This is a genomic window from Streptomyces sp. NPDC045022 (genome assembly GCF_056432605.1).
In genome coordinates this window covers 101,016-124,936 of record NZ_JBWKIR010000002.1, presented here as the reverse complement: position 1 = coordinate 124,936, position 23,921 = coordinate 101,016, and the positions used below count along the sequence as shown (strand labels likewise).

Below are 23,921 nucleotides of genomic sequence, written 5' to 3'. Positions count from 1 at the left end.
CCAATGAGGGAACCCCCTAGGGGGTTGGGTGAGGGAAAACCCTCGGTCCGGTTCAGTTAACCGGCCGCGTTCTCACTTCGCGCGCCGACCTGCCGCCAATCGGACGATGTCGACGCGCGATCGGATCCCCAGCTTGCGGTAGACCCGGGTGAGGGTCGCCTCCACCGTCTTCACGCTGATGAACAGGCGGGCCGCGATCTCCCGGTTGGTGGCGCCCTCCATGACCAGCGCGGCGACCTGACGCTCCATCGCGGCGAGGATGTCCAGCGCGTCCAGGGCGTCCGGCACGGCGAGCCCGGGTTCCGGCTCGGGGGTGCTGCGGGCTTCGTCCACTTGGCGCAGCCAGGGCAGCGCCCGGCAGCGGCGGAACATCCGGGTGGCCTCGTCGAAGGCGGCCGTGTTCTTCCGGATCGCCTCCGCGGCGCCCGGGCCCGGGGCTCGCCCGGGACGCCGGCCGAGCAGCCGGGCCAGCGCGAACGCGGCCCGTGCCTCCTCCAGCCCGTAGCCGAGCTTGCCGAGCCGGCTCTGAGCGGACGTCAGCTGGGCGACGGCGGCCTCCGTCTCGCCCTGGGCGGCACGTACCAGGGCCTCGGCACGGTCGAGGACGGCGAGGACGCTCTCCCGGCCGAGCCTGAGCGCGTGCTCGCGGCTCGCGTCGATGACGTCCTGTGCCTCGGCCGGTTCACCGATCCGGACCAGCGCCTCGGCCAGGTCGCCCTGCCAGCGGCCGCGGGCCGGGTCGGTGATGCCGAGGCCCAGCTCCAGGCTGCGCACCCGGCGCAGCGAGCGGACGGTGCCCGCCGGGTCCCCGGCCACCAACTGGGCGTACCCGAGGGCGCCCAGGGCCCGGGAGAGGTACATCTGGTCGCCATCCTCCTCGGCGTGCTCCACCGCCTCCCTCGCGAGGGCCAGCGCCCGGTCCACGTCGCCGCCGGAGGCCTCCGCGAGCGAGGTGAGCATCGCCGAGGCGGTCTCGCCGATCCCGGAGTCCCGGGCGAGCCGCAGGCTGTCGCGGGCCAGTTCCAGGGCGTGGCCGCAGTGCCCGGCGCGCAGCTCGGTCTCGGCGAGCCCGCGCAGGAAGTGCACCTCGCTCTCCACCGAGCCGCGCCGGCGCACCTCGCGCAGCAGTGCGGTGACCGTGGCCCGGGCCTCGGCCAGCTGGTCGCCCATGACCAGCCAGCGGAACCGGGCGCTGCCCGCCCCGTTGTGATGCCAGGCCACCCTGGGGTCCTGGGGTTCCCTCAGGGCGCGTTTGATGGTGCGGGGCGCCTCCGGATGGCCCATCAGGGTCTCGGTCTGCGCCTGGAAGGCGAGGGAGAGCAGTTCGGTGCGCCGGTCCCGGCCGCACGCGGCCAGTTCGGCGGCGTGCGCCGCGGCCCGGCGGGCCTCGGTGAAGTCGCCCTCCACGATGAGCGCCCGCCAGGCCAGCTGGTAGTGGACGAGGGCCAGCAGGCGGGGGTCGTCACCGGCGTCGGCGAGGGCCTGCGGGAAGACGGCGTCGACCTCGGCCATGGTGTGGCCGGCGGTGTCGATGACGATGATCCAGGCACGCACCCGGTCGGCGGGCACGCTCGCCCGGGTGAGCACCTCCCGGGCGATGTCCCGGGCCAGGTCGACCTCGCCGGCGGTGATCGCGTCCTCGGCGGCCTGCAGCCGGCGCTCCTCCTGGCTCGGCACACCGTCGGCGGGGGTGTGCCGGGCGGCGAGCAGCCCCAGGTGGGCGGCGACCGAGGGCGCTCCCCGGTCGCGGGCGAGGGCGGCGGCCTCGGCGAGCCGGGCGGCGACCTCCGGGTCGGTGCCGGTGGTGGCCAGCGCCAGGTGCCGGGCCCGTTCGATCGGGTCGGAGGCGGCGGTGGACAGGGCCGCGTGCGCGGCCCGCCGCTCGTGGGCGGGCGCCTCCGCGTACAGCGCGGCGGATATCAGGGGGTGCGCGAACCGTACGGCCGGGGCGTCGGGCTCGGTGGCCAGCAGCCCGAGTTCGGCGGCCTGGGCGCACTCGGCCTCGGCGTGCTCCCGGCCGGCCGCGTGCAGCAGCGCCGGGGTGGGGCGGGCGCCGGCGCTGGCCACCAGGAGGGTCCGGCGGGCCTCGACGGACAGCATGTCCAGGCGGCTGAGCACCAGGGCGCGCAGCGAGGTGGGCACGGGCAGCGGTTCGCCCGGCCGGGGCGGGGTGGGGTTCTCGGCGAGGGCACGGCCCAGTTCCAGGGCGAAGAGCGGGTTGCCGCCGCTGGTGCGGTGGATCTCGCGGACCGTGGAGCGGGGCAGGCCCGCGTGGCCGCGGTGGTCGAGCAGCTGGGCGACCTGGGCGCGGGAGAGCGGGCCCAGCCGGACGGCGAGGGTGCCCGGCGGGCAGGCGCGCAGCTGACGGTCGTACTCCTGGCTCTCCTGGCCTTCCGTCCGTACCGCGCACAGCAGTTGCACCGGGGTGCCTTCCAGCCGCCGGGCGGCGAAGCCGAGCAGCTCGGCGCTGGCCGGATCCAGCCACTGCAGGTCGTCGGCGACGAGCAGGACCGGGCCCTGGGCGGCCAGGGCACGCAGGGCGGAGAGCACCGCGAGGCGCAGGGCGAGGCCGTCGCGCTGGAGGCTGGACTCGCCGCGGCCGGTGAGCGCCGACTCCAGGGCGGTGCGCTGGGCGGCGGGCAGCCGGGGGGAGACGTCGTCGAGGACCAGCCCGAGGAGGTCGGCGAGGGCGAGGAAGGGGAGGTGGGATTCGGACTCCGTCGCCGAGCAGCGCAGGACGGTGCGCGCGGTGGCCGCGTATTCCTCGGCCAATGCCCGCAGGACGGTGGATTTCCCTATTCCGGCGGGGCCGTGGAGCAGCACGCTGCCACCCGAGGCGAGTTGGTCACGGGCGCCGGCGAACAACTCCTCGCGGCCGATGACCAGGTCGGGGCGGCACCTGGCAGACTCCTGGAAGTCCCGTCGCACGGTCACCGCTCCCCTCGTGTCGTGTCCGGGCCAAATTCTAGGCAACGATCCTTGAAATTCGGACGGAAGCCGTGGTGAGGGAAATAACAAACGGTCAAGCATGGGCAAATTCAAAGCATCGCCCCATGAATGGGCAGGTTTCCTTACCGGCCTCCCTGTCCGGCCTCCCTGTCCGGCCTCCTCGTCCGGCCTCCTCGTCCGGTCGACCTAGGGCAGCAGCCCCGCCCCGCGGGCCGCGGTCACCGCCTCCCCTCGGGTGTGCGCGCCCAGCTTCCGCATCGCGGAGCGCAGATAGCCCTTGACGGTCTCCGGGCGCAGCCCCAGCCGCTCGGCCACGGCCGCGTTGGTGGCACCCGCCGCCACCCAGGAGAGCACGTCCAGTTCGCGCGGCGCCAGGCTCGTGCCGCCGGCCGGCCGCGGGGTGGTCAGCAGCCCGCACGCGGCCAGCAGTTCCGCCCGCAGCACCGGGTCGGCGATCCGCGGCGCCAGCGCCCGCAGCGCCGAGTGCGCCTCGCGCACCTGCTCCCAGGCGGCACCCCGCTCGCCCGCGGCGGCCTCCGGCCGGGCTGCCGTCAGCAGCCCCCGCGCCTCGTCCCGCACCACCAGCGCCTGCTCCACGTCCCGTGCCACCGCCATCGCCGCGCCCAGCGTGCGGTCGCCGAGCGGCTGGGCCGAGCGCAGCGCGCCGTACAGCACCCCGCGCACCCGCCGCCGTACGACGACCGGCACCGCGAGCACCGAGCGGATGCCCTCGACGGCCACCGGCGCGTCGTACTCATGGCTGATCTGCCGCGAACTGGAGTAGTCCGTCACCGCGCACGGCCGGGCCAGCGCCACCGCCTTGCCGCCGAGCCCGTTGCCCGAGGTCACCGCGAGCGAGCGCAGGGCGGCCGTGGCCGTGCCGCTCAGCTCGCTGATGCGGATCCGGGGCCGGCCCGACTCGACCAGTCCGCCGAAGGCGACCGGGAGCCCGGTCGTGTGCCGCAGCCGGGCCAGCGCGCCGCCGATCTCCACCGCTCCCGCCGCCTGTGCCGTCACCTTGTCCGCCCCTTCGGCCACCCACACCCCCGTTCGGGGGTAGTGAGACCTGCATCACGGATTAGACGATGCCAGAGAGCCGCCCGGCAATGGCCCGAAACCAGGAGGACGTACATGACGACGGCGACGGAGCTGTTCCGCAGGGCCCGGGACTTCCTGCTGGAGCACCGCGAGGACTACGCCACCGCCTACGGCGGGTTCGCGTGGCCGCGTCCCGAGCACTTCAACTGGGCGCTGGACTGGTTCGACGTGATCGCCGAGGGGAACGACCGGACCGCCCTGCACATCGTCGAGGAGGACGGCACCGAGACCCGGCTGTCCTTCGCGGAGCTGGCCGAGCGCTCCAACCGGATCGCGAACCATCTGCGCGCGCGGGGCGTCGCCGCCGAGGAGCGCATCCTCGTCATGCTCGGCAACCAGGCCGAGCTGTGGGAGACCGCGCTGGCCGCGATGAAGCTGCGCGCGGTCGTCATCCCGGCCACCCCGCTGCTCGGGCCGGCCGACCTGCGCGACCGCGTCGACCGGGGCCGCGTCAAGCACGTGATCGTGCGGGCCGAGGACACCGCCAAGTTCGACGACGTGCCCGGCGCCTACACGCGGATCTCCGTCGGCGGCCTGCCGGAGGAGGGCTGGGAGCCGTACGAGGACGCGTACACCGCTCCCGCCGAGTTCCTCCCCGACGGCCCCACCCTGGCCGACGATCCGCTGATGCTCTACTTCACCTCGGGGACGACCGCCCGCCCCAAGCTGGTCGAGCACACCCACACCTCGTACCCCGTCGGGCACCTGGCCACCATGTACTGGATCGGGCTCAGGCCCGGCGACGTGCATCTGAACATCTCCTCGCCGGGCTGGGCCAAGCACGCCTGGTCCAACCTGTTCGCCCCGTGGAACGCCGAGGCGACCGTCTTCCTCTTCAACTACACCCGCTTCGACGCGGCCCGGCTGATGGCCGAGATGGACCGGGCCCAGGTCACCACCTTCTGCGCCCCGCCGACCGTGTGGCGCATGCTCATCCAGGCCGACCTCCGTCAGCTCGCCACCCCGCCCCGCGAGGTCGTGGCCGCGGGCGAACCGCTCAACCCCGAGGTGATCGAGCAGGTCCGGCAGGCCTGGGGGGTCACCGTCCGGGACGGCTTCGGGCAGACCGAGACGGCGGTCCAGGTCTCCAACAGCCCCGGCCAGTCCCTGAAGACCGGCTCCATGGGCCGCCCCAGCCCCGGCTACCGCGTCGAACTCCTCGACCCGGTCTCCGGCGCGCCCGGCGCCACCGAGGGCGAGATCGCCCTCGACCTCTCCGAACGCCCCGTCGGTCTGATGACCGGCTACCACGGCGACCCCGACCGCACGGCCGAGGCCATGGCCGGCGGCTACTACCGCACCGGCGACATCGCCGCCCGCGACGAGGACGGCTACCTGACCTACGTCGGCCGCGCCGACGACGTCTTCAAGGCCTCCGACTACAAGATCAGCCCGTTCGAGCTGGAGAGCGCGCTGCTGGAGCACGAGGCCGTCGCCGAGGCGGCCGTCGTCCCCGCACCGGACGAGCTGCGGCTCGCCGTGCCCAAGGCCTATGTCGTCCTCGCCGCGGGCTGGGAGCCCGGACCCGGCACCGCGAAGGCCATCTTCGAGCACTCCCGCGAGGTCCTCGCCCCCTACAAGCGCATCCGCCGCCTGGAGTTCGGCACACTGCCCAAGACCGTCTCCGGCAAGATCCGCCGGATCGAGCTGCGCGAGGCCACGGCCGCGGGCTCACAGGACGAGTACCGCGAGGAGGACTTCCGGTGACCGCGCAGCCGTCGTACACCCACGGGACGGGCGCCACCGCCCTGCTCGGCGACACCATCGGCGCCAACCTCGACCGGGCCGTGGCCGCCTGGCCGGACCGGGAGGCCCTGGTCGACGTCCCCTCCGGCCGGCGCTGGACGTACGCCGAACTGGCCGCCGACGTCGACCGGCTGGCGTACGCGCTGCTCGCGAGCGGCGTCGCCAAGGGCGACCGCGTCGGCATCTGGGCGGTCAACTGCGCCGAGTGGGTGCTGGTGCAGTACGCCACCGCTCGCGTCGGCGCCATCATGGTCAACATCAACCCGGCCTACCGCACGCACGAGGTGGAGTTCGTCCTCAACCAGGCCGGTATCTCCCTGCTGTTCGCCTCCGTCCGGCACAAGACGAGCGACTACCGGGCGATGGTCGACGAGGTGCGCGGCAGGTGCCCGCAGTTGAAGGAGACCGTCTACATCGGGGACCCCGGCTGGGACGCGTTCACCGCACGGGGTTCGCAGGCCCCGCGGGACGAACTGCGGGCCCGCGCAGCGTCGTTGTCCTGCGACGACCCCATCAACATCCAGTACACCTCGGGCACGACCGGCTTCCCCAAGGGTGCCACCCTCTCCCACCACAACATCCTCAACAACGGTTACTTCGTCGGGGAGTCGATCGCCTACACGGAGCAGGACCGGATCTGCGTCCCGGTGCCCTTCTACCACTGCTTCGGCATGGTGATGGGCAACCTCGCGGCCACCTCGCACGGCGCCTGCATCGTCGTCCCGGCCCCCTCCTTCGAGCCGAAGGCCACCCTGGAGGCCGTGCAGCGGGAGCGCTGCACGTCCCTGTACGGCGTCCCGACCATGTTCATCGCCGAGCTGAACCTCCCGGACTTCGTCTCCTACGACCTCTCCACCCTGCGCACCGGCATCATGGCGGGCTCGCCCTGCCCGGTGGAGGTGATGAAACGGGTGGTCGCCGAGATGCACATGGAGGAGGTCTCGATCTGCTACGGCATGACGGAGACGTCACCGGTGTCGCTGCAGACGCGCATCGAGGACGACCTGGAGCACCGCACCGCCACCGTCGGCCGGGTCCTGCCGCACCTGGAGGTCAAGGTCGTCGACCCGGCCACCGGGGTGACCCAGCCGCGTGGCAGCGCGGGCGAGCTGTGCACCCGCGGGTACAGCGTGATGCTCGGCTACTGGAACGAGCCGGAGAAGACCGCCGAGGCCGTCGACGCCGGCCGCTGGATGCACACCGGGGACCTGGCGGTGATGCGCGGGGACGGGTACGTCGAGATCGTCGGCCGCATCAAGGACATGATCATCCGGGGCGGCGAGAACATCTACCCGCGCGAAATCGAGGAGTTCCTCTACGCCCACCCGAAGATCAGGGACGTCCAGGTCGTCGGGGTGCCGCACGAGAAGTACGGCGAGGAGGTCCTCGCCTGCGTCATTCCGCGCGACGCGGACGATCCGCTCACCCTGGAGGAACTGCGCGCCTTCTGCCAGGGCCGGCTCGCGCACTACAAGATCCCCAGCAGGCTCCAGATCCTCGGCTCCTTCCCGATGACGGTGTCCGGGAAAGTGCGCAAGGTGGAGCTGCGGGACAGGTATGGAGTGTGAAGCGACCGGAAACGAGCATCCGGTGAACGCATGACGGCGGGTCCCGGGCCGTCGGGTGCGCTGTCGGCGGCGCACCCGGCCCGGGGCCCGTCGGCACGGCCAACTCCCCGTGGAGCGGTCAGACCTGCCCGTCCCGCGTCCTCGTCCCCGGTTGCGGCGCGCCTTCGGCGTCCAGCGTGCCGGCCGGGTCGTTCATCGGCTGCGGGACGCCCGCGAGGTCCAGGACGAACAGCGGGACGGCCAGCGCGGCGGCGCGGGTACGGGCCTCGTCGGTGTAGCCGGCTAGGGAGAAGTACACGCAGTCCGCGGACTCCGTCATCGCCGTCAGCCACAGGCACTCCACGTCCCGCGGCGCGGTCGGCCGCACGGTCGGATCCACCTGGGCGAGCAGCCCCCGGGCGGCGAGCCCGATGCCGTTCGCCGGCCGCTGGTCGGCGCGCCGGATGTCCTGGTAGCCCAGCCAGCGCAGATAGAGCGCGGCGGTGGTGACGGCGTCGCGGGCGGTCCGGACGGTGCGGGGCTGGAAGGCGCGGCGGTGGCCGGGGGCCGCGGGCGGATCCTGCTCCGCCCGGTCCCCGGCACGAGCCGCCGGCGGTTGCGCGGGCGTGCCCGTCACCGGAACGCGCAGCACCGTCCCGCACGGGCAGCCCAGCTCCGGACGCGGCCACTGGTTGTGCCGCCCGCAGACGGCGCAGGACACGGCGAGCCACTCGTCGTCCCAGGCCCGGTGTGCCGACACGACCGGCTCGGCGGCCGGATCCAGTCGTGCGGCGGTGGGCGCGCCGCACTCGCACGGATACACCGGCGCGGTGTAGAGGTGCTCGCGCCGGCAGGCCGGACAGTGCACCGGCACGCTCTCGGGCATGGCCCACTCCCAGGCGTCGCGTCGCAACAGTCGTCTCAGGACAGCGCCTCCCATCGTCCTCCTGCCGCATCCCCCTTGTCCGGCGCTTGCCGCGTCTCGGCCTCTCTTGACGGCACTCGCCCGCACCCCTACATTGCTTCCAGATAGTAGAAGTTAAGTTCCGCAATGCGGAAGTTTGACAATCTGGAGACTGTGCTCACCGCGGGGCGCGACGGGAGTACGCATCAGACAGCCGAAGCAGGAGTACTCGATGGCCCGTATGACCGCTGCCCGCGCGGCAGTTGAGATCCTCAAGCGCGAGGGCGTCACCGACGCCTTCGGTGTGCCGGGCGCGGCGATCAATCCGTTCTACAAAGCCCTTCAGGAGGGCGGCGGCATCAACCACACCCTCGCCCGCCACGTCGAGGGTGCCTCGCACATGGCCGAGGGCTACACCCGCACCGAGCCGGGCAACATCGGCGTCTGCATCGGCACCTCCGGCCCCGCCGGCACCGACATGATCACCGGCCTGTACTCGGCCATCGGCGACTCCATCCCGATCCTGTGCATCACGGGCCAGGCGCCCACGCACGTGATCCACAAGGAGGACTTCCAGGCCGTCGACATCGCCTCCATCGCCAAGCCGGTCACCAAGATGGCGGTCACCGTCCTGGAGGCCGCGCAGGTCCCCGGCGTCTTCCAGCAGGCTTTCCACCTGATGCGCTCCGGCCGTCCCGGCCCGGTCCTGATCGACCTGCCGATCGACGTCCAGCTCACCGAGATCGAGTTCGACCCGGAGACGTACGAGCCGCTGCCGGTCTACCAGCCGACCGCGACCCGCGCGCAGATCGAGAAGGCGCTCTCTTTCCTGCTCGCCGCCGAGCGCCCGGTCCTCGTCGCCGGCGGCGGCGTCATCGGCGCCGACGCCTCCGACCTTCTGGTGGAGTTCGCCGAGCTGACCCGGACGCCGGTCATCCCGACCCTGATGGGCTGGGGCACGCTGCCCGACGACCACGAGCTGAACGCCGGCATGGTGGGCGTCCAGACCTCGCACCGGTACGGCAACGCCAACTTCCTGGAGTCGGACTTCGTCCTCGGCATCGGCAACCGCTGGGCCAACCGCCACACCGGCTACAAGCTCGACGTCTACCGCGGCGACCGCAAGTTCGTCCACGTCGACATCGAGCCCACCCAGATCGGCAAGATCTTCCCGCCGGACTACGGGGTCGTCTCCGACGCCAAGGCCGCGCTGGAGCTGTTCATCGAGGTCGCGAAGGAACTGAAGGCGGCCGGCAAGCTGCCCGACCGAGCCGGCTGGGTCGCCTCGACGCAGGAGCGCAAGGCCACCCTGCTGCGCCGTACGCACTTCGACAACGTGCCGATGAAGCCCCAGCGCGTGTACGAGGAGATGAACAAGGCCTTCGGCCCGGAGACCCGGTACGTCACCACCATCGGCCTCTCCCAGATCGCCGGCGCGCAGATGCTGCACGTCTACAAGCCGCGCCACTGGATCAACTGCGGTCAGGCCGGCCCGCTCGGCTGGACCATCCCGGCCGCGATCGGCGTCGCCAAGGCCGACCCGGACGCCCCGGTCGTCGCCCTCTCCGGCGACTACGACTTCCAGTTCATGATCGAGGAACTGGCGGTCGCGGCACAGCACAAGATCCCCTACGTCCACGTCCTGGTGAACAACGCCTACCTGGGCCTGATCCGGCAGGCGCAGATCGGCCTGGACATCAACTTCCAGGTCAACCTGGAGTTCGAGAACATCAACACGCCGGAGATCGGCGTCTACGGCGTGGACCACGTCAAGGTCGCCGAAGGCCTGGGCTGCAAGGCGATCCGGGTCACCGAGCCGGACCAGCTCGGCGCGGCCTTCGAACAGGCCAAGAAGCTGGCCGCCGAGTACCAGGTGCCGGTCGTCGTGGAGGCGATCCTGGAGCGGATCACCAACATCTCCATGAGCCGCACCATGGACATCAGCGACATCTCCGAGTTCGAGGACCTGGCCACCGAGCCCGGCCACGCGCCGACGGCGATCAAGCCGCTGAAGGTCTGACCCGCCGGAAGCGTACGAGGGGGCGGTCCGTCCGGTTGGACGGGCCGCCCCTTCGCCGCGCCCGCGGGTGCCGGCCCTCAGCCGTACCCGCCGCCGCCGTACCCGCCGCCGTAGTCGTGACCGCCGCCGTACCCGCCGCCCCCGTACCCGCCGCCGTAGTCGTGACCGCCGTGCGCGCCGCCGTAGTCGTGACCGCCGTGCGCGCCGCCGTGGCCGTGACCGCCGTGCGCGCCGCCGCCGGTGTCGCGGTCGTCGCCGTCCCGGCCGGCCGGGCCCTCGTCGCCGGCGATGCCGCGGACGCCGGTGCCCCGGCCGAACGGGAAGAGACCCTCGTCCGCGAGGGCGCCCCGGCCGGTCAGCCCGCACTCGCGGGCGAAACGCGGCGCAAGAGCGGTCAGGGCCCGCTCCCCGTACAGCGCGACGGTCAGCAGCACGTCCTCCGCCGGCAGGCCGTCGGGGCTCTCGGGGAGCGGATGGCGCTCGCGCAACGCCGCCGGCTGACGGCGGGCGGCACGGGTGCGGCCCGGCGGAAGCGCCCGCAGCGGTCCGGCCGCCGCGAGGTCCGCCCGCATCCGGGCCAGAGCCCGCCGCACCACCGCCCGGCCGGGCAACTCCCGTGGCCGGCGGGACGGTAGAGGCCGGTGCATACCGCCTTCTCCAGCGGATGACGGAACGGCCCGGAGGTCCCTGCCCCGGTCCGCCGCGGGGTGCCCGGCCGGCCCGCCTCGACGGCACCGCGCGGATGCAGCCCGAGCACGGCGACGGCCACGGCGGCGCGGTGACCGCCCCGCAGCAGGGCGACCGCGCACGGGTCCGGTGGAATCGACGTCGTACGGTCCACGCGGCACCCCGAGCGGGGCCCGCCGCCCCCGTGCCGGCGAGCCCCGCGTACCGATAATGTCCCCCGGTGCGGGGGCAGTTGAAGCCCCCTCGGCGGTGTTCAGAGGTTGATTTGAGGGTTGTGCGGCCGGTTCTGCGACCGCTGCCGTACGCGCCGCCGCTACAGCTCGTGCTCCGACAGCCCCGGCCAGTCGTCCGGGCCGCCGCCCTGCCATTCGATGAGATCGCTCTCCTCCACCTCGATCTGGTCCAGATCGGCCAGCCGCAGGATCTCCACGACGTCGTCCAGGTGCGACGCGAGCCCCAGGGTCACGTCCCCCTCGGTGACCCGCCGGGAACCGTCCAGCGCGGGCGCATGGACCACGATGTGCGGGTACTGAGTCGGATTGCCCATGGCTTCAGCGTGCGGCGCGGCGAGCGGATGCGCACGCCGGGCCGGTGACTGTCCGTGGCCCCCCGAACACTCCCGTCATGGACGCGCTCGGCCGGCAACGCCGAACGCTCCCTGCGCCGGGCATGTGACCGGCGCAGGGAGCGCTGTTGGTGGTGACCGTCCGACGGCGCGAGGCTGGGCGCGACAGGTCGTTCGCGCCGCCGGACGGGGCGGGTGGCCCCCGTACGGGGGCTGGGTGGGACCGCGGCGGATGCGACGGAGCCGGGGGCCCTTCCCTCAGGTCGAGAAGGGCACGCCGTTCCTTCACCACCGCACTGGCTCGCATGCCGCCGCGGTCCTCGCCCTGCCCGCGCCTCCACCGACGGCCACCCCTCATCCGGGCCGTCCGGTGTACCGCGCGGGCCGCGTGCGGAAGTCATGACCTCCCGTCAGACTCCGTACGCTGCTTGCGGGTTCCTGGTGCTCAGTCCTCGCGCAGGGCGCGGACCGCCGCCTCCACGCGCTTGCCGTACTCCGGGTCGGCGGCGTGGAAGTGGGCCAGGTTCTTCTCGATCACGTCGTCGCGGGAGACCTGCGACAGGCCACCGGCGATGTTCGCGACCAGGCGGGACTTCTCCTCCCCGGACATCAGGCGGTACAGCTCGCCCGCCTGGAAGAAGTGGTCGTCCTTGGTGTGCAGGGGCGCTTCGTGGGTGCCGGTGTGGCCGGCGACCGCCAGGGGAGCCGACAGCGGGCGGCCGGTCTCCACCGGGCCGTCGTAGGAGTTCGGCTCGTAGTTCTTGGCGTGGCGGCCCTGGGCGTTGGACGCCATCAAGCCGTCGCGGCCGTAGTTCCGGGCGCCGCCCGGCACCGCCTTCGGGGCGTTCACGGCGAGCAGGGTGTGGTTCACGCCCAGGCGGTAGCGGTGGGCGTCCGCGTAGGCGAACAGCCGGCCCTGGAGCATCTTGTCCGGGGACGGGCCGATGCCGGGTACGAAGTTGTTCGGGGAGAACGCGGCCTGCTCGACCTCGGCGAAGACGTTGTCCGGGTTGCGGTCCAGGACCAGACGGCCGACCCGCTGCAGCGGGTAGTCCTTGTGCGGCCACACCTTCGTCAGGTCGAACGGGTTGAAGCGGTAGTCCGCCGCCTCGGCCGCCGGCATGAGCTGCACGTACAGCGTCCAGGACGGGTGCACGCCCCGCTCGATGGCCTGGAGCAGGTCCGTCTGGTGGGAGTTGGGGTCCTTGCCCGCGATCTCGGCGGCCTGCTCGGCGGACAGGCAGCGGACGCCCTGGTTCGTCTTGAAGTGGTACTTGACGAAGAAGGCCTCGCCCTCGGCGTTCGACCACTGGTAGGTGTGCGAGCCGAACCCGTCCATGTGCCGGTACGACGCCGGGATGCCGCGGTCGCCCATCAGCCAGGTCACCTGGTGCGTGGCCTCGGGGGAGTGCGCCCAGAAGTCCCAGACGTTGTCGGGCTCCTGGCGGCCCGTGAAGGGGTCGCGCTTCTGCGAGTGGATGAAGTCGGGGAACTTGATCGGGTCCTTGATGAAGAACACCGGGGTGTTGTTGCCGACGAGGTCGTAGTTGCCCTCTTCGGTGTAGAACTTCACCGCGAAACCGCGCGGGTCGCGGACGGCGTCCGCGCCGCCGAGGGAGTCGGCGACCGTCGAGAAGCGCACGAACACCTCGGTGCGCTTGCCGATCTCGTTCAGGAAGTCGGCGTGGGTGAAACCGGTGACGTCGTCCGTCACCTCGAAGTGGCCGTACGCGCCGGAGCCACGGGCGTGCACCACGCGCTCCGGGATGCGCTCGCGGTTGAAGCGCGCGAGCTTCTCCAGGAGGTGCTGGTCCTGGATCAGGAGCGGGCCGCCTACGCCGGCAGAGGCGGAGTTCTGGTTGTCGGCGACCGGGGCGCCGGACTCTGTCGTGAGCACGCGCTTCGACATCATGGACCTTCCGTGCGGGTGTCAGCGGAAACCTGTTTCCGCTTTGTGGAGCCTAGAAGTGGGGCGATCTGAGCGTCAACAGTTTGTTGAAATTGATTCCGGGCCGCGGCGACGCCTGGGCGCGACAGGACAGATGTCAGCGGCGCCGCGGCCCGGAAGTCTCGAGAGGGCTGTCAGACCCGGGCGCCGGAGAGGCGCTCCACGGCGCGCAGCAGGGCCGAGTGGTCCAGGCCGCCGTCGCCCTGGGCGCGCAGCGACGCGACCAGCTGGGCGACCACGGCGCCCACCGGCAGGGCGGCGCCGACCGTGCGGGCGGCGTCGGTGACGATGCCCATGTCCTTGTGGTGCAGGTCGATGCGGAAGCCCGGCTTGAAGTCGCGGTTGAGGAAGTTGTCCTTCTTGCGCGTCAGCACGGTGGAGCCGGCGAGGCCGCCGTTGAGGACGTCCAGCGCGGCCTTCAGGTCCACGCCCGACTTCTCCAGGAAGACCACGGCCTCGGCGCACGCCTGGATGTTCACGGCGACGATCAGCTGGTTGGCCGCCTTCACGGTCTGGCCGGAGCCGTGCGGGCCGCACAGCACGATGGTCTTGCCCAGGGCCTCGAGGATCGGCTTGGCCTGGTCGAAGTCGGCCTGCTCGCCGCCGACCATGATCGACAGTACGGCCTCGACGGCGCCGGCCTCACCGCCGGACACCGGGGCGTCCAGCACCCGGACGCCCTTGTCCTTGGCGGCGCCGGCCAGGTCGATGGAGGTCTGCGGGGTGATCGAGGACATGTCGATCAGCAGGGCGCCCTGCCTGGCGTTCTCCAGGATGCCGTCGGGGCCGTAGGCGATGGCCTCGACGTGCGGGGAGGCGGGCACCATGGTGATCACCACGTCGGCGTCCCGGACCGCCTCGGCGATCGAGCCGGCCGCGGTACCGCCGGCGGCGGCCAGACGCTCCAGCTTGTCCTGCTCCAGGGTGAAGCCGGTGACGTCGTAACCCGCCTTGACCAGGTTCTCGGACATGGGGGAGCCCATGATGCCGAGGCCGATCCACGCGATCTTGGGGAGGTTGCTCATGTTGGGGGTGCCTCTCTTACTGCTCTGCAAAGTCGGGGGTTCAGCGCGCTTCGCGCGGGAGCCACTCGAAGGCCTCGGCGCTCGGACGGTCGCCCGGCTTGTACTCGAGGCCGATCCAGCCGTCGTAGCCGGCCTTCTTCAGCTGGTCGAGCAGCTCCTCCAGCGGGAGCGAACCCGTCCCGGGGGCGCCGCGGCCGGGGTTGTCGGCGATCTGCACGTGCCCGGTCCTCGCCGCGTACCGCTCGATGACCGAGGTGAGGTCCTCGCCGTTCATGGACAGGTGGTACAGGTCCATCAGGAACTTCGCGTTCCCGAGCCCCGTGGCCGCGTTGACCTTGTCCACGATCTCGACGGCCTGCGGCGCGCTCACGATCGGGCACTTCGGCGACTCGGGCTGGTTGAGGGCCTCGATCAGCAGGATCGCGCCGACCCGGTCGGCCGCGCGGGCCGCGAGGGCGAGGTTCTCCAGGGCGAGCGCGTCCTGCTCGGCCGGGTCCACGCCCTCGACGCGGTTGCCGTAGAGGGCGTTGAGGGCCTTGCAGCCGAGGGAGGCGGCGAAGCCGGCGGCCACGTCGATGTTGGCGCGGAACCTCACCGACTCCTCACCGGGGATCGACAGGGCGCCGCGGTCGGGGCCCGGCAGCTGTCCGGCGTAGAAGTTCAGTCCCGTGAGCTGGACGCCCGCGTCCTCGATCGCCTTCTTCAGCGCGTCGAGCCGGGACTGTTCGGGGGTGGGGGAGTCGACCCAGGGCCACCACAGCTCGACCGCGGTGAAGCCCGCCGCGGCGGCGGCCGCGGGGCGCTCCAGGAGCGGGAGTTCCGTGAAGAGGATCGACAGGTTGACGTTGAAGCGCTGGTCTGCAAATCCCACGGGGGCGGCGCTCCCTTCCTGTAATTCCATAATGCGGAAGTTGGTTTCTGCGTAATGGAAGAGTGCCCGTGAGGGGGGACGGCTGTCAAGAGAGCCCACGAAAAAGTGCCCCCGCGCGTACGCGCGAGGGCACTGACACAGGCCTGCTCAGAGGGCGTCGACGCCGCTCACCTTCCAGCCGCCGGAGGCGCGGGTGAGCGTCATCCGCACCCGGTTCAGGTCCAGACGCGGCCCCGAGACCCGGGTGCTCTCGGTGACCTGGTCGATGAAGAGCAGGACGACGGCCCTGTCCGGTGCGGCCGACACGACGGAGACCGCCGGCGCGCCGCCGTCTGCGGGTCTGGCCACGGTCGCCTTCACCACGCCGTGGTACTTCTTCGCGGTCGGTGCGACCACCGTCTTCGTGGTCTTGCCGTACTCGTCCCGGAACGCCCCGGTGAGCAGGGCCCGGGCCCGGGCGAAGTCCCGGTCCAGGTGCCGGTAGTCGTACGACAGCACGACCGGCGCGGCCTTCCGTGCGGCCGCGAGGGCCTCGCCGCGGGCCTGCTCCGCCTGCTGCCCCTCCCGGTACCGCCACCCGAGTACAGCTGCCACGACCAGGGCCGCCACCAGCACGACGCCCAGTACCGCGGTGACCACCCGCCGGCCGGCCTCGCGCGGGGGCGCGCTCTCCTCGGGCTCCTCCTCGACCAGCTCGGGCTCCGGCGGGTCGTCCCAGCCGTCCGCCGGGGGCTCGATGAGCAGGGTGCGCCCGGACGGGATCCGCTGGGCCGGGCCGGCAGCGGCACGGGTACCGCTCGCCGGGCGCTCCGGCCGCCCGGCGCGTTTGGCCGCCGCGCGGGCGGCAGCGGTCATCGTGCGACGGGCCGGGGAGCCGGTGCCCCGGGTACGGGAGGTCGGGTTCGCCACGGTGTCTCTCCTCACTGAGGGCCTCACTGGTCGTTCAGCCCACGAACGCGACGTCGGAAGTCAGCCAGCGGCCGGCCACGCGCACGAGGTCGAGCTGGAGCCGGTAGGTGCGCGCCTGGCCCTCGGGCGCGGCGGTGTTGGTCACCTTGCTGTCGGCCACGACCAGGACGCGGGCCGAGCGCTCGTCGGACCGCACGATGCCCGCTTCCAGGACCTGTCCCTCGGACACCGATCTATTCTGGGCGACGAGCTTCGTCAGCTGCTCGGTCTGCGCGGCGAACTGCTTCTTGAAGTCGCCGGTGGCGCCCTTCAGCACGTTGCCGCTGTCCCGGTCGTAGTGCCGGTAGTCGAGCGAGGTGAAGTTCAGCGCCGACTGGCGGGCCGCCGCCAGGACATCCTGACGGCGCTGCTCCGCCCCGCGCTGGCCGGACAGGCTCAGGCCCAGCCAGACGGCCAGCACGGTGGTCAGCACGGTCGCGGCGACGAGTCCCACCGGCAGCGGCCTCAGGCGCCCCCCTCTCATGCCATCGGTCCCACGAGCAGCCATTGCCACGACTCCTTTCCGAACACGGTCTGTTCGCCGCCCGTCGAGCCGATCTCGACGGGCTTGCCGTCCGGGCCGGTCACGGTGCCGGTCTCCGGGTCGTACGGGGCCACGAACGCGGCCCGGTCGGCGCCATGCGCGCTGGTCGTCGCGCCGGGGGCGTTCTGCGCGCCGCGCACCGAGGTCCCGCCCCCACGCGGTGCCGTGCAGCGCGCGCCGGTGTTCGCCGGGCGCGTGCCGGTGTCGGCGGGGTCGCGCCGCTGGGTGCCGTAACCCTGGGTGCACGCGGGCGGGTCGTCGGCGTTCACGGTCATCCCGAAGTGGGTGGTGCCGTCGCCGGGGATGACCGTGTAGCTGCCCGCCACGGTGAGCGGCAGCGTGACCAGGGCCTGCTCGACGCCGGGCAGCCGGGCGACCGTGACCTGGCCGCCGCTGATGAGGTTGGCCAGCAGGACCGGTACGTGCGGTCGCGTGGACTTCAGCAGGGAGCCGACCTCCCGGGTGGCGGGCACGGTGTTGCCGATCAGCCGGCGCAGATCCCCGTCGCTCGACTTCATCTGCTCGGTGAGCGTGGCCAGATCGCGGGAGAACGACTTGATGGCCGAGCCGCGGTCGGCCTGGGTCTTCAGCACCTTCCGCGAGTCCTCGATCAGCGAGACCGTCTCCGGGAGCGACGCGGACGCCGACTCCACCAGCGCGTTGCCGGAGTCCACCAGACGGGTCAGGTGCGGCCCGGTGCCGGAGAACGCCTTGCCCAACTCGTCGACGGTGGTGCGCAGATCGTCCTTGCCGACCGAGGTGACCAGCCGGTCGAGGCTGAGGACCAGGTCGGTGACCGGCAGCGGGGTCCGGGTGCGGCTGCGCGGGATCGGGCTGCCGTCGACGAGATAGGGGCCGCCCGGCCCCCGTGGCTGGAGGTCGACGTACTGCTCGCCCACCGCGGAACGGTTGGCGACCACCGCGAGCGTGTCGGCCGGGATCTTCGGGGCGCCGTCCTCGATCTCCAGCGCCACCGAGACCCCGGAGCCGGTCAGCCGCAGATCGCCCACCCGGCCCACCGGCACTCCCCGGTAGGTGACCTCGGCACCGGGGAAGACGCCCCCGGACTCGGCGAAGTCGGCGCGCACGGTGTAACCGCGGTCGAGGACGTCGTCCACCAGGCCCGTGTACCGGACGCCGACGTACGACACCCCGAGAGCGGTGACGGTCGCGAAGGCGAGCAGCTGGGCCTTGACCATACGTGTGATCACGGCAGTATCCCCTTCAGCAGCAGCTCGGCGAGGCCGAGGTCGACCCCGGGCGGGAGGCGACGCGAGCCGTCCCCGGTGCCGTAGGCCGCGGTGCACACCGGCGGACACAGCAGGGTGCCGCCGTCGGACGGCGTCGAGGGCACGGCGGGCACGGAGGGCACGGAGGGCACGGGCGGGGTGGACGGCAGGGACGGGGTGGACGGCAGGGGAGCGGGGGCGCTCGGAAGACCGGGTGTCCTGGGCGTCGGGGAGGCCTTGCCCTTGCCCGGCTTGTCGGTGACGTTGCCGTAGATGCCCGCCAGGTCCAGGTCGGCGGTGATCCTCAGGTTGACGTAGTCGCCCTTGACGGCCTCCGTGGCGTTGCGCGGGAACGGGTAGGTGGTCAGCAACTCGAGGGAGTTGGGCAGGTCGTCGCCCGCCTTGTTCAGGTCCTGGAGGATGGGCCGCAGCTTCTTGAGGTTGGCGACGGTGTCGTCCCGCGAGGCGTTGACGACCTTGGTGCCCGTCGTGCCGAGCCGGGACAGGGCGGTGAGCATCTTCGTCAGGTCCTTGCGCTGGTCGGCGAGGGCCTTCAGGGCGGGCGGCATGGTGTCGACGGCCAGGGCGATCGTCTTCTTCTCCTTCTTCAGCCGCCCGGCCAGCCGGTCGACGCCCTTGAGCGCGCGCACGATCTCCGCACGCTGGTCGTCCAGGCCGCCCAGGAACGTGTCGAGCTGCTTCAGCAGGGACCTGACCCGGTTCTCACGGCCGCTGAGGGCCTTGTTCAGCTCGACGGTGATCGTCTTCAGCTGGGCCACCCCACCGCCGTTGAGCAGCGCGGACAGGGCCGACAGCACCTCCTCGACCTCCGGGTTGCGGCCGCTGCGGGAGAGCGGGACGCGGTCGCCGTCGCGGAGCCGTCCGACGGGTTCGGTGCCGGCCGGCGCGGACAGGGCCACGTACTTCTCGCCGAGCATGCTGGTCTGCCTCAGGTCGGCGACCGCGTTGCCGGGCAGCTTCACCGAGTCGGCGATCCGCAGCCGCACCCGCGCGTGCCAGCCGTCCAGCTCCACCTTCTCGACCGCGCCCACGGTGACGTTGTCCACCTTGACCGCCGACTGCGGCACCAGGTCCAGTACGTCCCGGAACTCGACGGTGACGTGGTAGGCGTGGCCGTCCGAGGCGGCGCCGCCGGGCAGCGGAACGTCGTACCAGCCGTTGAACTCGCAGCCGGTCAGCAGCAGCGAGCCGACCGCCGTCCAGGCGGCCACCTGCCCCTTGCGCAGCACACTCATGCCCGTGCCCCCAGGATTCCGCCGAGGGTCCGGTCGACCGTGCCCGTCGCCGCCGGGGCCGACGGCACCTCGGGCAGGGAGTCGAAGAGCTTCTTCAGCCCCGCACAGTCGTCGTGGTCGTCCCCGGTCGTCTTCAGGAGCGAGCAGAGCAGGGACGCCGGGTCCTGCGACGTCTGCGCGTTGTTGCGGGTGTCGAGGGTGCCGGCGACCGGGTTGTAGGCGTTCTGCAGGTTCGACAGGCCCGTGGGGGCGACGGTCAACAGCTCCTCCAGTGCGGCCCGTTGGCTGACGAGGACCTTCGTGACCTTGGCCAGGCCCTGGACGTCCGAGGTCAGCGCCTTCTTGTTGCCCTTCACGAAGCCGGACACGTCACCGAGCGCGGCGGCCAGGTACTTCAGCGCGGCCGCGAGATCCTTCCGCTCCCCGGCGAGCTGCCCGGCCACGTCGGCGAGACCGGTGTCGAACGACCGGACGCTCTTGTCGTCCGCGGCCAGTGCGGCCGTGAACACCTGGAGGTTCCGCACGGTCCCGAACAGGTCGCCGCGCCCGTCGGACAGTGTGGTGACCGCCTGGGAGAGGTCCTCGACCGTCCGGTTGAGGTTCTTGCCCTGACCCTGGAGGTTGTCCGCGCTCACGCCGAGCAGCCGGGACAGCGAGCCCTTCTTGTCGGCGCCGTTGGGGCCCAGCGCCTCGGCGGTGGTGTGGAGGCTGTCGAAGATCCGGTCCAGCTCGACGGGGACGGCCGTGCGGGACTCCGGGATGACGTCACCGTCCCGGAGCACCGCGCCCTTGCGGTACACCGGCAGCAGCTGCACGTAACGGTCGCTGACCACCGATGAGTTGACGATGGCGGCCTGCGCGTCCGCGGGGACCTTGCGGCCCTGGTCGTACTCCAGCTCCACCCGTACCCGGCCGCCCTCCGGCGTGATCTTCTCGACCTCGCCGATGCGGACGCCGAGGACGCGGACGTCCGAACCGGGGTAGATGCCGACGGTGCGCGGGAAGTACGCGGTGACGCGGACGGGGGCGGGGTGCGGCCACAGGAGGACGGCGAGGCCGGTGACGACCGCGAGCACGGTGAACAGGGCCAGGAGTCTGCGGATCATCGGGTGCCTCCCGTCCGGGGCGTGACCGGGGCGGCGACCAGGTTCTGGACGTAGGAGTCGAACCAGCGGCCGTTGCCGAGGGTGTTGGTGAACAGCCGCACGTAGGGGGCGAGGAGCCGGACGCTGCGGTCGAGGCTCGTCTGGTTGCGTTCGAGCATCTTCACGAAGGTGTTGAGGTTCTTCAGGGCGGGCCCGATCTGCTTGCCGTTGTCGTCGACCAGGCCGGACAGCTCGATGCCCAGCAGCGCGGAGCTCTTGAGCAGCTTGTGGATCGCCTGGCGCCGCTTGCCGATCTCCTTGAACAGTTCGTCGCCGTCCTTCACCAGCGCGGAGAAGTCCTTCGTATGGCCGGCCAGCACCTTGGTGACTCCGTTCGCGTGGTCGAGGAGCCCGCGCAGCGACTTGTCCCGGGAGGCGACGGTCCTGGAGATCCGCGACAGCCCCTTGATCGAGGCCCGCACCTCCTCGGGCGAGTCCTGGAAGGTGACGGAGATCGTGTCCAGCGCCTTCGCGAGCCGGTCCGTGTCGACCTCCTCGGTGGTGGTCGTCAGGTCGCTGAACGCCTGCACGACGTCGTACGCCGACACGGTCCGCCGGAGCGGGATCTCGCTGCCCGGCTTCAACTGGCCCGGCCCTTCCGGGTGCAGGGCCAGGTACTTCGCTCCCAGGATCGTCTTGACCCGGATCGACGCGCCCGTGTCGGTACCGAACGCCGGGTGGCCCTTCACCTTGAAGGTGACCTTGACATGGTCGCCGTCCAGGTCGACGTCCTCGACCTTGCCGACCTTGACCCCGGCGATCCGTACCTCGTCGCCCGGCTTGATCCCGCCGGCCTCCGAGAAGGCCGCGGTGTACGTCTCACCGCCGCCGATCAGCGGCAGGCTGTCGGCGTTGAAAGCGGCGACCGCGAGCAGCGCGAGGACGGTGAGGCCGACGGCGCCGACGACGACGGGGTTGCGCTCGCGGAACGGCTTCAGGCGCGGGCGCTTCAGCCGGATCCTGGGCAGCTTCGGCGGCAGGACGCGCACCTTCACCAGTGGTTCGGGGCGGGCCTTGCGCTTCGGCAGCCGGGGTAGCTTCGGCAGCCGGGGTAGCTTCGGTAGTTTCGGCGGCAGCACCCGTACTTTGACCAACGGCTCGGGGCGGCGGGTCCTGCGCCGCGGGACGCGCATGCTCATCCGCCACACCTCGCCCGTGCGACGTGCAGCTCCGGGGTGATCACCTGCTTGGTCTTCGGCAGCACGATCCGGCCGTCGAAGTCGCAGAGGTAGAAGTTGAACCACGAGCCGTACGACGCCGTCCCGGTCAGCTTGTCGAGCTTGTTCGGCAGCCGTTTCAGGACGCCCTCCACGGTCTCCTCGTTCTTGTTCAGCGTTCCGGTGAGCCGGCCGAGGCCGGCGATGTCGTCCTTGAGCGGCGGACGCGCGTCCTTCAGCAGCCCCGAGGTGGCCTCCGCCAGGTCGCCGATGCCCACCAGTGACTTACCGATGGGCTTGCGGTCGGCGGACAGGCCCGAGATCACCCGCCGCAGCTGCTTCAGCAGCTCGGAGAAGCGGGAGCCGCGCTTGTCGAGCGTCTCCAGGACGGTGTTGAGGTTGCCGATCACCGAGCCGATCAGCCGGTCGCGGTCGGCGAGGGTCGTGGTGAGGGAGGCCGTGTGGGCGAGCAGGCTGTTCACCGTGCCGCCCTCGCCCTGGAGGGTTTTGATGATCTCGGTGGCGAGCTGGTTGACGTCGCTCGGGCTGAGCGCGGCGAACAGCGGCTTGAAGCCGTTCAGCAGGGCGTTGAGGTCCAGCGCCGGCTGGGTCCGCGTCGGCGGGATGGTGCCGCCGGGCCGCAACCGGGTGGTGCCGTCGCCGGTGCCCTCGGTCAGCGCGATGTACCGCTGCCCGACCAGGTTGCGGTAGCGGACGACCGCATGGGTGCCGGCGAGCAGGGGCCGGTCCGCGGTGACGGTGAACGTGACCTCCGCCAGGGTCCGGTCCTTGATCCGGATGCCCTCGACCTCCCCGACCCGGACTCCGGCCACCCTGATGTCGTCGCCGGTCTCCAGCCCGGTCACGTCGGTGAACACCGCGTGGTAGGTCTCCTTCGGGGTGAAGGAGATGTTGACGATGGTGGCGGCGAGCAGCGCCGTCGCCGCGATCGTGACCAGCGCGAAGAGGCTGAACTTGATCAGCGGGGCGGCGGTCTGCCGGGCTCCTGCCCTGCTCATGCGACACTCACCGCCGTTCCGCGCGCGAGCGGCCCGAACAGCAGGGTCGCGACGGGCGGCACCTCGTCCGCGGGGACGCCCATGACGGGGGCCACGAGCGAGCCGACCGCCCGCTGCTCGGCCTCGGTGGCGGACACGTCGGCACCTCCGGGAAGTACGCCGCCGGAACCTCCGGCCGACGTACCGTCGTTGAGACGGGGTTTCGGTCCGGGCACCCGCGGATGCGGCAGGCCACGGCAGTCCGGGCCCGACCGCTCGCCGTAGACCGGCTCCTCACCGGGCTGGTACGCCCCCTGCGGCCGGACGACTTCGAGGGTGATCCGCATCTCCCCGCCCCGGAACGCGTCCTCCGACGCCCTCTCCTGCCGGACGAGGCCCTGGAACAGGCACGGGTACTCGGGGGAGTAGCGGGCGAAGAGCTCCAGCGTGGGGCGGGAGACCCGGCCCAGAGTGATCAGCCGGTCGCCGTTCTCGGACAGGAAGTCGTTCGCCGTGCCCGCCATGGCTGCGGTCGAGCGGAGGCCGGCGGCCAGTCGGTCCTTTTTCTCGACGATCGTCCGGCTGGTGGTGACCGTGTTGCGCAGGGTCCGCATCAGGTCGGGCGCGGCGTCGCCGTAGACCTCGGCCACGTCGGCGAAGCGCGAGATGTCCTCCTTGATCGACGGCAGGTGCGGGTTGAGGCGGCGCAGATAGCCCTCCACCCGGGTGAGGTTGTCGCCGATCCGGTCACCGCGGCCCTCCAGCGCGGTGGCGAACGCCGAGAGGGTGGCGTTGAGTTCACCGGGCCGGACGGTACGCAGCAGCGGCAGCAGGTCGTTCATCAACTGCTGCACCTCGATGCCGACCTTCGTACGGTCCTGGGTGATGACGTCTCCCGCACGAATGGGCCGAGCCGAGGACCGCGCGGACCCGGCGGGCGCCACCAGGTCGACGTACTTCTCCCCGAACAGCGTCTTGGGCAGCAGCCGCGCGTGCACGTCCGAGGGGATGTACGAGACGTACCGGGGCTTGAGCGCGATGTCGAGCGTGGCCTTCGTGCCGTCCGCGTGCACCTCGCGCACCTCGCCGACCAGCAGCCCACGCAGCTTGACGTCGGCGCGCGGGTCGAGCTGGTTGCCGAGGGCGTCGGCCTCCAGGGTGATCCGTACCACGGACGTGAACGCCTGCTGGTACACGGCCACCGCGAGCGACAGCAGCAGCGCGAGCACGGCGATGAACGCGATGCCGTACAACCTGAGTCTCACTTTGCGCATGCGCACCTCT

19 protein-coding genes are annotated in these 23,921 nt (G+C 71.9%); 3 read left to right on the top strand and 16 right to left on the bottom strand.

What is annotated here, in order from left to right:
* Positions 1 to 72 precede the first annotated feature (72 nt).
* Both AC07C1_RS03890 and AC07C1_RS03885 read right to left on the bottom strand, forming a co-directional pair.
* A complete protein-coding gene (locus tag AC07C1_RS03890) occupies positions 73 to 2,934 on the bottom strand; it encodes an ATP-binding protein (RefSeq protein ID WP_478936726.1) in 2,862 nt (953 codons plus the stop codon).
* A gap of 201 nt (positions 2,935 to 3,135) precedes the next feature.
* A complete protein-coding gene (locus tag AC07C1_RS03885) occupies positions 3,136 to 3,966 on the bottom strand; it encodes a helix-turn-helix transcriptional regulator (protein WP_478936725.1) in 831 nt (276 codons plus the stop codon).
* Between the two features lie 114 nt (positions 3,967 to 4,080).
* On the opposite strand from AC07C1_RS03885, the gene AC07C1_RS03880 reads away from it, so the two are divergent.
* Positions 4,081 to 5,754 (top strand): AMP-binding protein, encoded by a 1,674-nt coding sequence (locus AC07C1_RS03880; protein ID WP_478936724.1) that lies wholly within the window; start codon positions 4,081 to 4,083, stop codon positions 5,752 to 5,754.
* Entirely contained in the window at positions 5,751 to 7,361 is a 1,611-nt protein-coding gene (locus AC07C1_RS03875) for an AMP-binding protein (RefSeq protein ID WP_478936723.1), read from the top strand. Before AC07C1_RS03880 ends, AC07C1_RS03875 begins: the two co-directional genes overlap by 4 nt.
* A 118-nt stretch (positions 7,362 to 7,479) precedes the next feature.
* On the opposite strand, the gene AC07C1_RS03870 is transcribed toward AC07C1_RS03875, so the two are convergent.
* The gene (locus tag AC07C1_RS03870) at positions 7,480 to 8,226 is read right to left on the bottom strand and encodes a hypothetical protein (protein WP_478936722.1); all 747 of its coding nucleotides are present in this window, start codon (positions 8,224 to 8,226) and stop codon (positions 7,480 to 7,482) included.
* A gap of 250 nt (positions 8,227 to 8,476) precedes the next feature.
* Between AC07C1_RS03870 and gcl the strand changes: the two genes are divergently transcribed.
* Positions 8,477 to 10,264, top strand: coding sequence for a glyoxylate carboligase (gene gcl, locus AC07C1_RS03865; RefSeq protein WP_478936721.1), 1,788 nt, complete (start codon positions 8,477 to 8,479; stop codon positions 10,262 to 10,264).
* Between the two features lie 77 nt (positions 10,265 to 10,341).
* On the opposite strand, the gene AC07C1_RS03860 is transcribed toward gcl, so the two are convergent.
* From AC07C1_RS03860 to AC07C1_RS03800, 13 genes are all read right to left on the bottom strand, one after another.
* Positions 10,342 to 10,911, bottom strand: a complete 570-nt coding sequence (locus tag AC07C1_RS03860) for a hypothetical protein (RefSeq protein ID WP_478936720.1) — start codon at positions 10,909 to 10,911, stop codon at positions 10,342 to 10,344.
* A 353-nt stretch (positions 10,912 to 11,264) separates the two neighbouring features.
* Entirely contained in the window at positions 11,265 to 11,498 is a 234-nt protein-coding gene (locus tag AC07C1_RS03855) for a hypothetical protein (RefSeq protein WP_478936719.1), read from the bottom strand.
* Between the two features lie 463 nt (positions 11,499 to 11,961).
* Positions 11,962 to 13,425: a catalase gene (locus AC07C1_RS03850; RefSeq protein WP_478937218.1), complete on the bottom strand. Its 1,464-nt coding sequence runs from the start codon at positions 13,423 to 13,425 to the stop codon at positions 11,962 to 11,964.
* 173 nt (positions 13,426 to 13,598) lie between these two features.
* Positions 13,599 to 14,489, bottom strand: a complete 891-nt coding sequence (locus AC07C1_RS03845) for a 2-hydroxy-3-oxopropionate reductase (RefSeq protein ID WP_478936718.1) — start codon at positions 14,487 to 14,489, stop codon at positions 13,599 to 13,601.
* Positions 14,490 to 14,529: 40 nt separating this feature from the next.
* A complete protein-coding gene (locus tag AC07C1_RS03840; RefSeq protein WP_478936717.1) occupies positions 14,530 to 15,360 on the bottom strand; it encodes a TIM barrel protein in 831 nt (276 codons plus the stop codon).
* 147 nt (positions 15,361 to 15,507) lie between these two features.
* Positions 15,508 to 16,269, bottom strand: a complete 762-nt coding sequence (locus tag AC07C1_RS03835; RefSeq protein WP_478936716.1) for a hypothetical protein — start codon at positions 16,267 to 16,269, stop codon at positions 15,508 to 15,510.
* 34 nt (positions 16,270 to 16,303) lie between these two features.
* The gene (locus AC07C1_RS03830; RefSeq protein WP_478936715.1) at positions 16,304 to 16,792 is read right to left on the bottom strand and encodes a hypothetical protein; all 489 of its coding nucleotides are present in this window, start codon (positions 16,790 to 16,792) and stop codon (positions 16,304 to 16,306) included.
* Positions 16,789 to 18,063, bottom strand: coding sequence for an MCE family protein (locus AC07C1_RS03825; RefSeq protein ID WP_478936714.1), 1,275 nt, complete (start codon positions 18,061 to 18,063; stop codon positions 16,789 to 16,791). Before AC07C1_RS03825 ends, AC07C1_RS03830 begins: the two co-directional genes overlap by 4 nt.
* Positions 18,060 to 19,337, bottom strand: a complete 1,278-nt coding sequence (locus AC07C1_RS03820) for an MCE family protein (RefSeq protein ID WP_478936713.1) — start codon at positions 19,335 to 19,337, stop codon at positions 18,060 to 18,062. The genes AC07C1_RS03825 and AC07C1_RS03820 overlap by 4 nt, the downstream gene beginning before the upstream one ends.
* Complete coding sequence (locus AC07C1_RS03815; RefSeq protein WP_478936712.1) at positions 19,334 to 20,443, bottom strand: MCE family protein; 1,110 nt, start codon at positions 20,441 to 20,443, stop codon at positions 19,334 to 19,336. Before AC07C1_RS03815 ends, AC07C1_RS03820 begins: the two co-directional genes overlap by 4 nt.
* Entirely contained in the window at positions 20,440 to 21,621 is a 1,182-nt protein-coding gene (locus AC07C1_RS03810; protein WP_478936711.1) for an MCE family protein, read from the bottom strand. The genes AC07C1_RS03815 and AC07C1_RS03810 overlap by 4 nt, the downstream gene beginning before the upstream one ends.
* A complete protein-coding gene (locus tag AC07C1_RS03805) occupies positions 21,618 to 22,658 on the bottom strand; it encodes an MCE family protein (protein WP_478936710.1) in 1,041 nt (346 codons plus the stop codon). Before AC07C1_RS03805 ends, AC07C1_RS03810 begins: the two co-directional genes overlap by 4 nt.
* Entirely contained in the window at positions 22,655 to 23,911 is a 1,257-nt protein-coding gene (locus AC07C1_RS03800) for an MCE family protein (RefSeq protein WP_478936709.1), read from the bottom strand. The genes AC07C1_RS03805 and AC07C1_RS03800 overlap by 4 nt, the downstream gene beginning before the upstream one ends.
* Positions 23,912 to 23,921 lie beyond the last annotated feature (10 nt).

Excerpts from the sequence above, each read along its gene's own strand:
- AC07C1_RS03880 (WP_478936724.1), top strand. The coding sequence starts at position 4,081 with ATGACGACGGCGACGGAGCTGTTCCGCAGGGCCCGGGACTTCCTGCTG.
- AC07C1_RS03870 (WP_478936722.1), bottom strand. The coding sequence starts at position 8,226 with ATGCCCGAGAGCGTGCCGGTGCACTGTCCGGCCTGCCGGCGCGAGCAC.
- gcl (WP_478936721.1), top strand. The coding sequence starts at position 8,477 with ATGGCCCGTATGACCGCTGCCCGCGCGGCAGTTGAGATCCTCAAGCGC.
- AC07C1_RS03860 (WP_478936720.1), bottom strand. The coding sequence starts at position 10,911 with ATGCACCGGCCTCTACCGTCCCGCCGGCCACGGGAGTTGCCCGGCCGG.
- AC07C1_RS03855 (WP_478936719.1), bottom strand. The coding sequence starts at position 11,498 with ATGGGCAATCCGACTCAGTACCCGCACATCGTGGTCCATGCGCCCGCG.
- AC07C1_RS03850 (WP_478937218.1), bottom strand. The coding sequence starts at position 13,425 with ATGTCGAAGCGCGTGCTCACGACAGAGTCCGGCGCCCCGGTCGCCGAC.
- AC07C1_RS03845 (WP_478936718.1), bottom strand. The coding sequence starts at position 14,489 with ATGAGCAACCTCCCCAAGATCGCGTGGATCGGCCTCGGCATCATGGGC.
- AC07C1_RS03830 (WP_478936715.1), bottom strand. The coding sequence starts at position 16,792 with ATGAGAGGGGGGCGCCTGAGGCCGCTGCCGGTGGGACTCGTCGCCGCG.
- AC07C1_RS03820 (WP_478936713.1), bottom strand. The coding sequence starts at position 19,337 with ATGAGTGTGCTGCGCAAGGGGCAGGTGGCCGCCTGGACGGCGGTCGGC.
- AC07C1_RS03815 (WP_478936712.1), bottom strand. The coding sequence starts at position 20,443 with ATGATCCGCAGACTCCTGGCCCTGTTCACCGTGCTCGCGGTCGTCACC.
- AC07C1_RS03810 (WP_478936711.1), bottom strand. The coding sequence starts at position 21,621 with ATGAGCATGCGCGTCCCGCGGCGCAGGACCCGCCGCCCCGAGCCGTTG.
- AC07C1_RS03805 (WP_478936710.1), bottom strand. The coding sequence starts at position 22,658 with ATGAGCAGGGCAGGAGCCCGGCAGACCGCCGCCCCGCTGATCAAGTTC.
- AC07C1_RS03800 (WP_478936709.1), bottom strand. The coding sequence starts at position 23,911 with ATGCGCAAAGTGAGACTCAGGTTGTACGGCATCGCGTTCATCGCCGTG.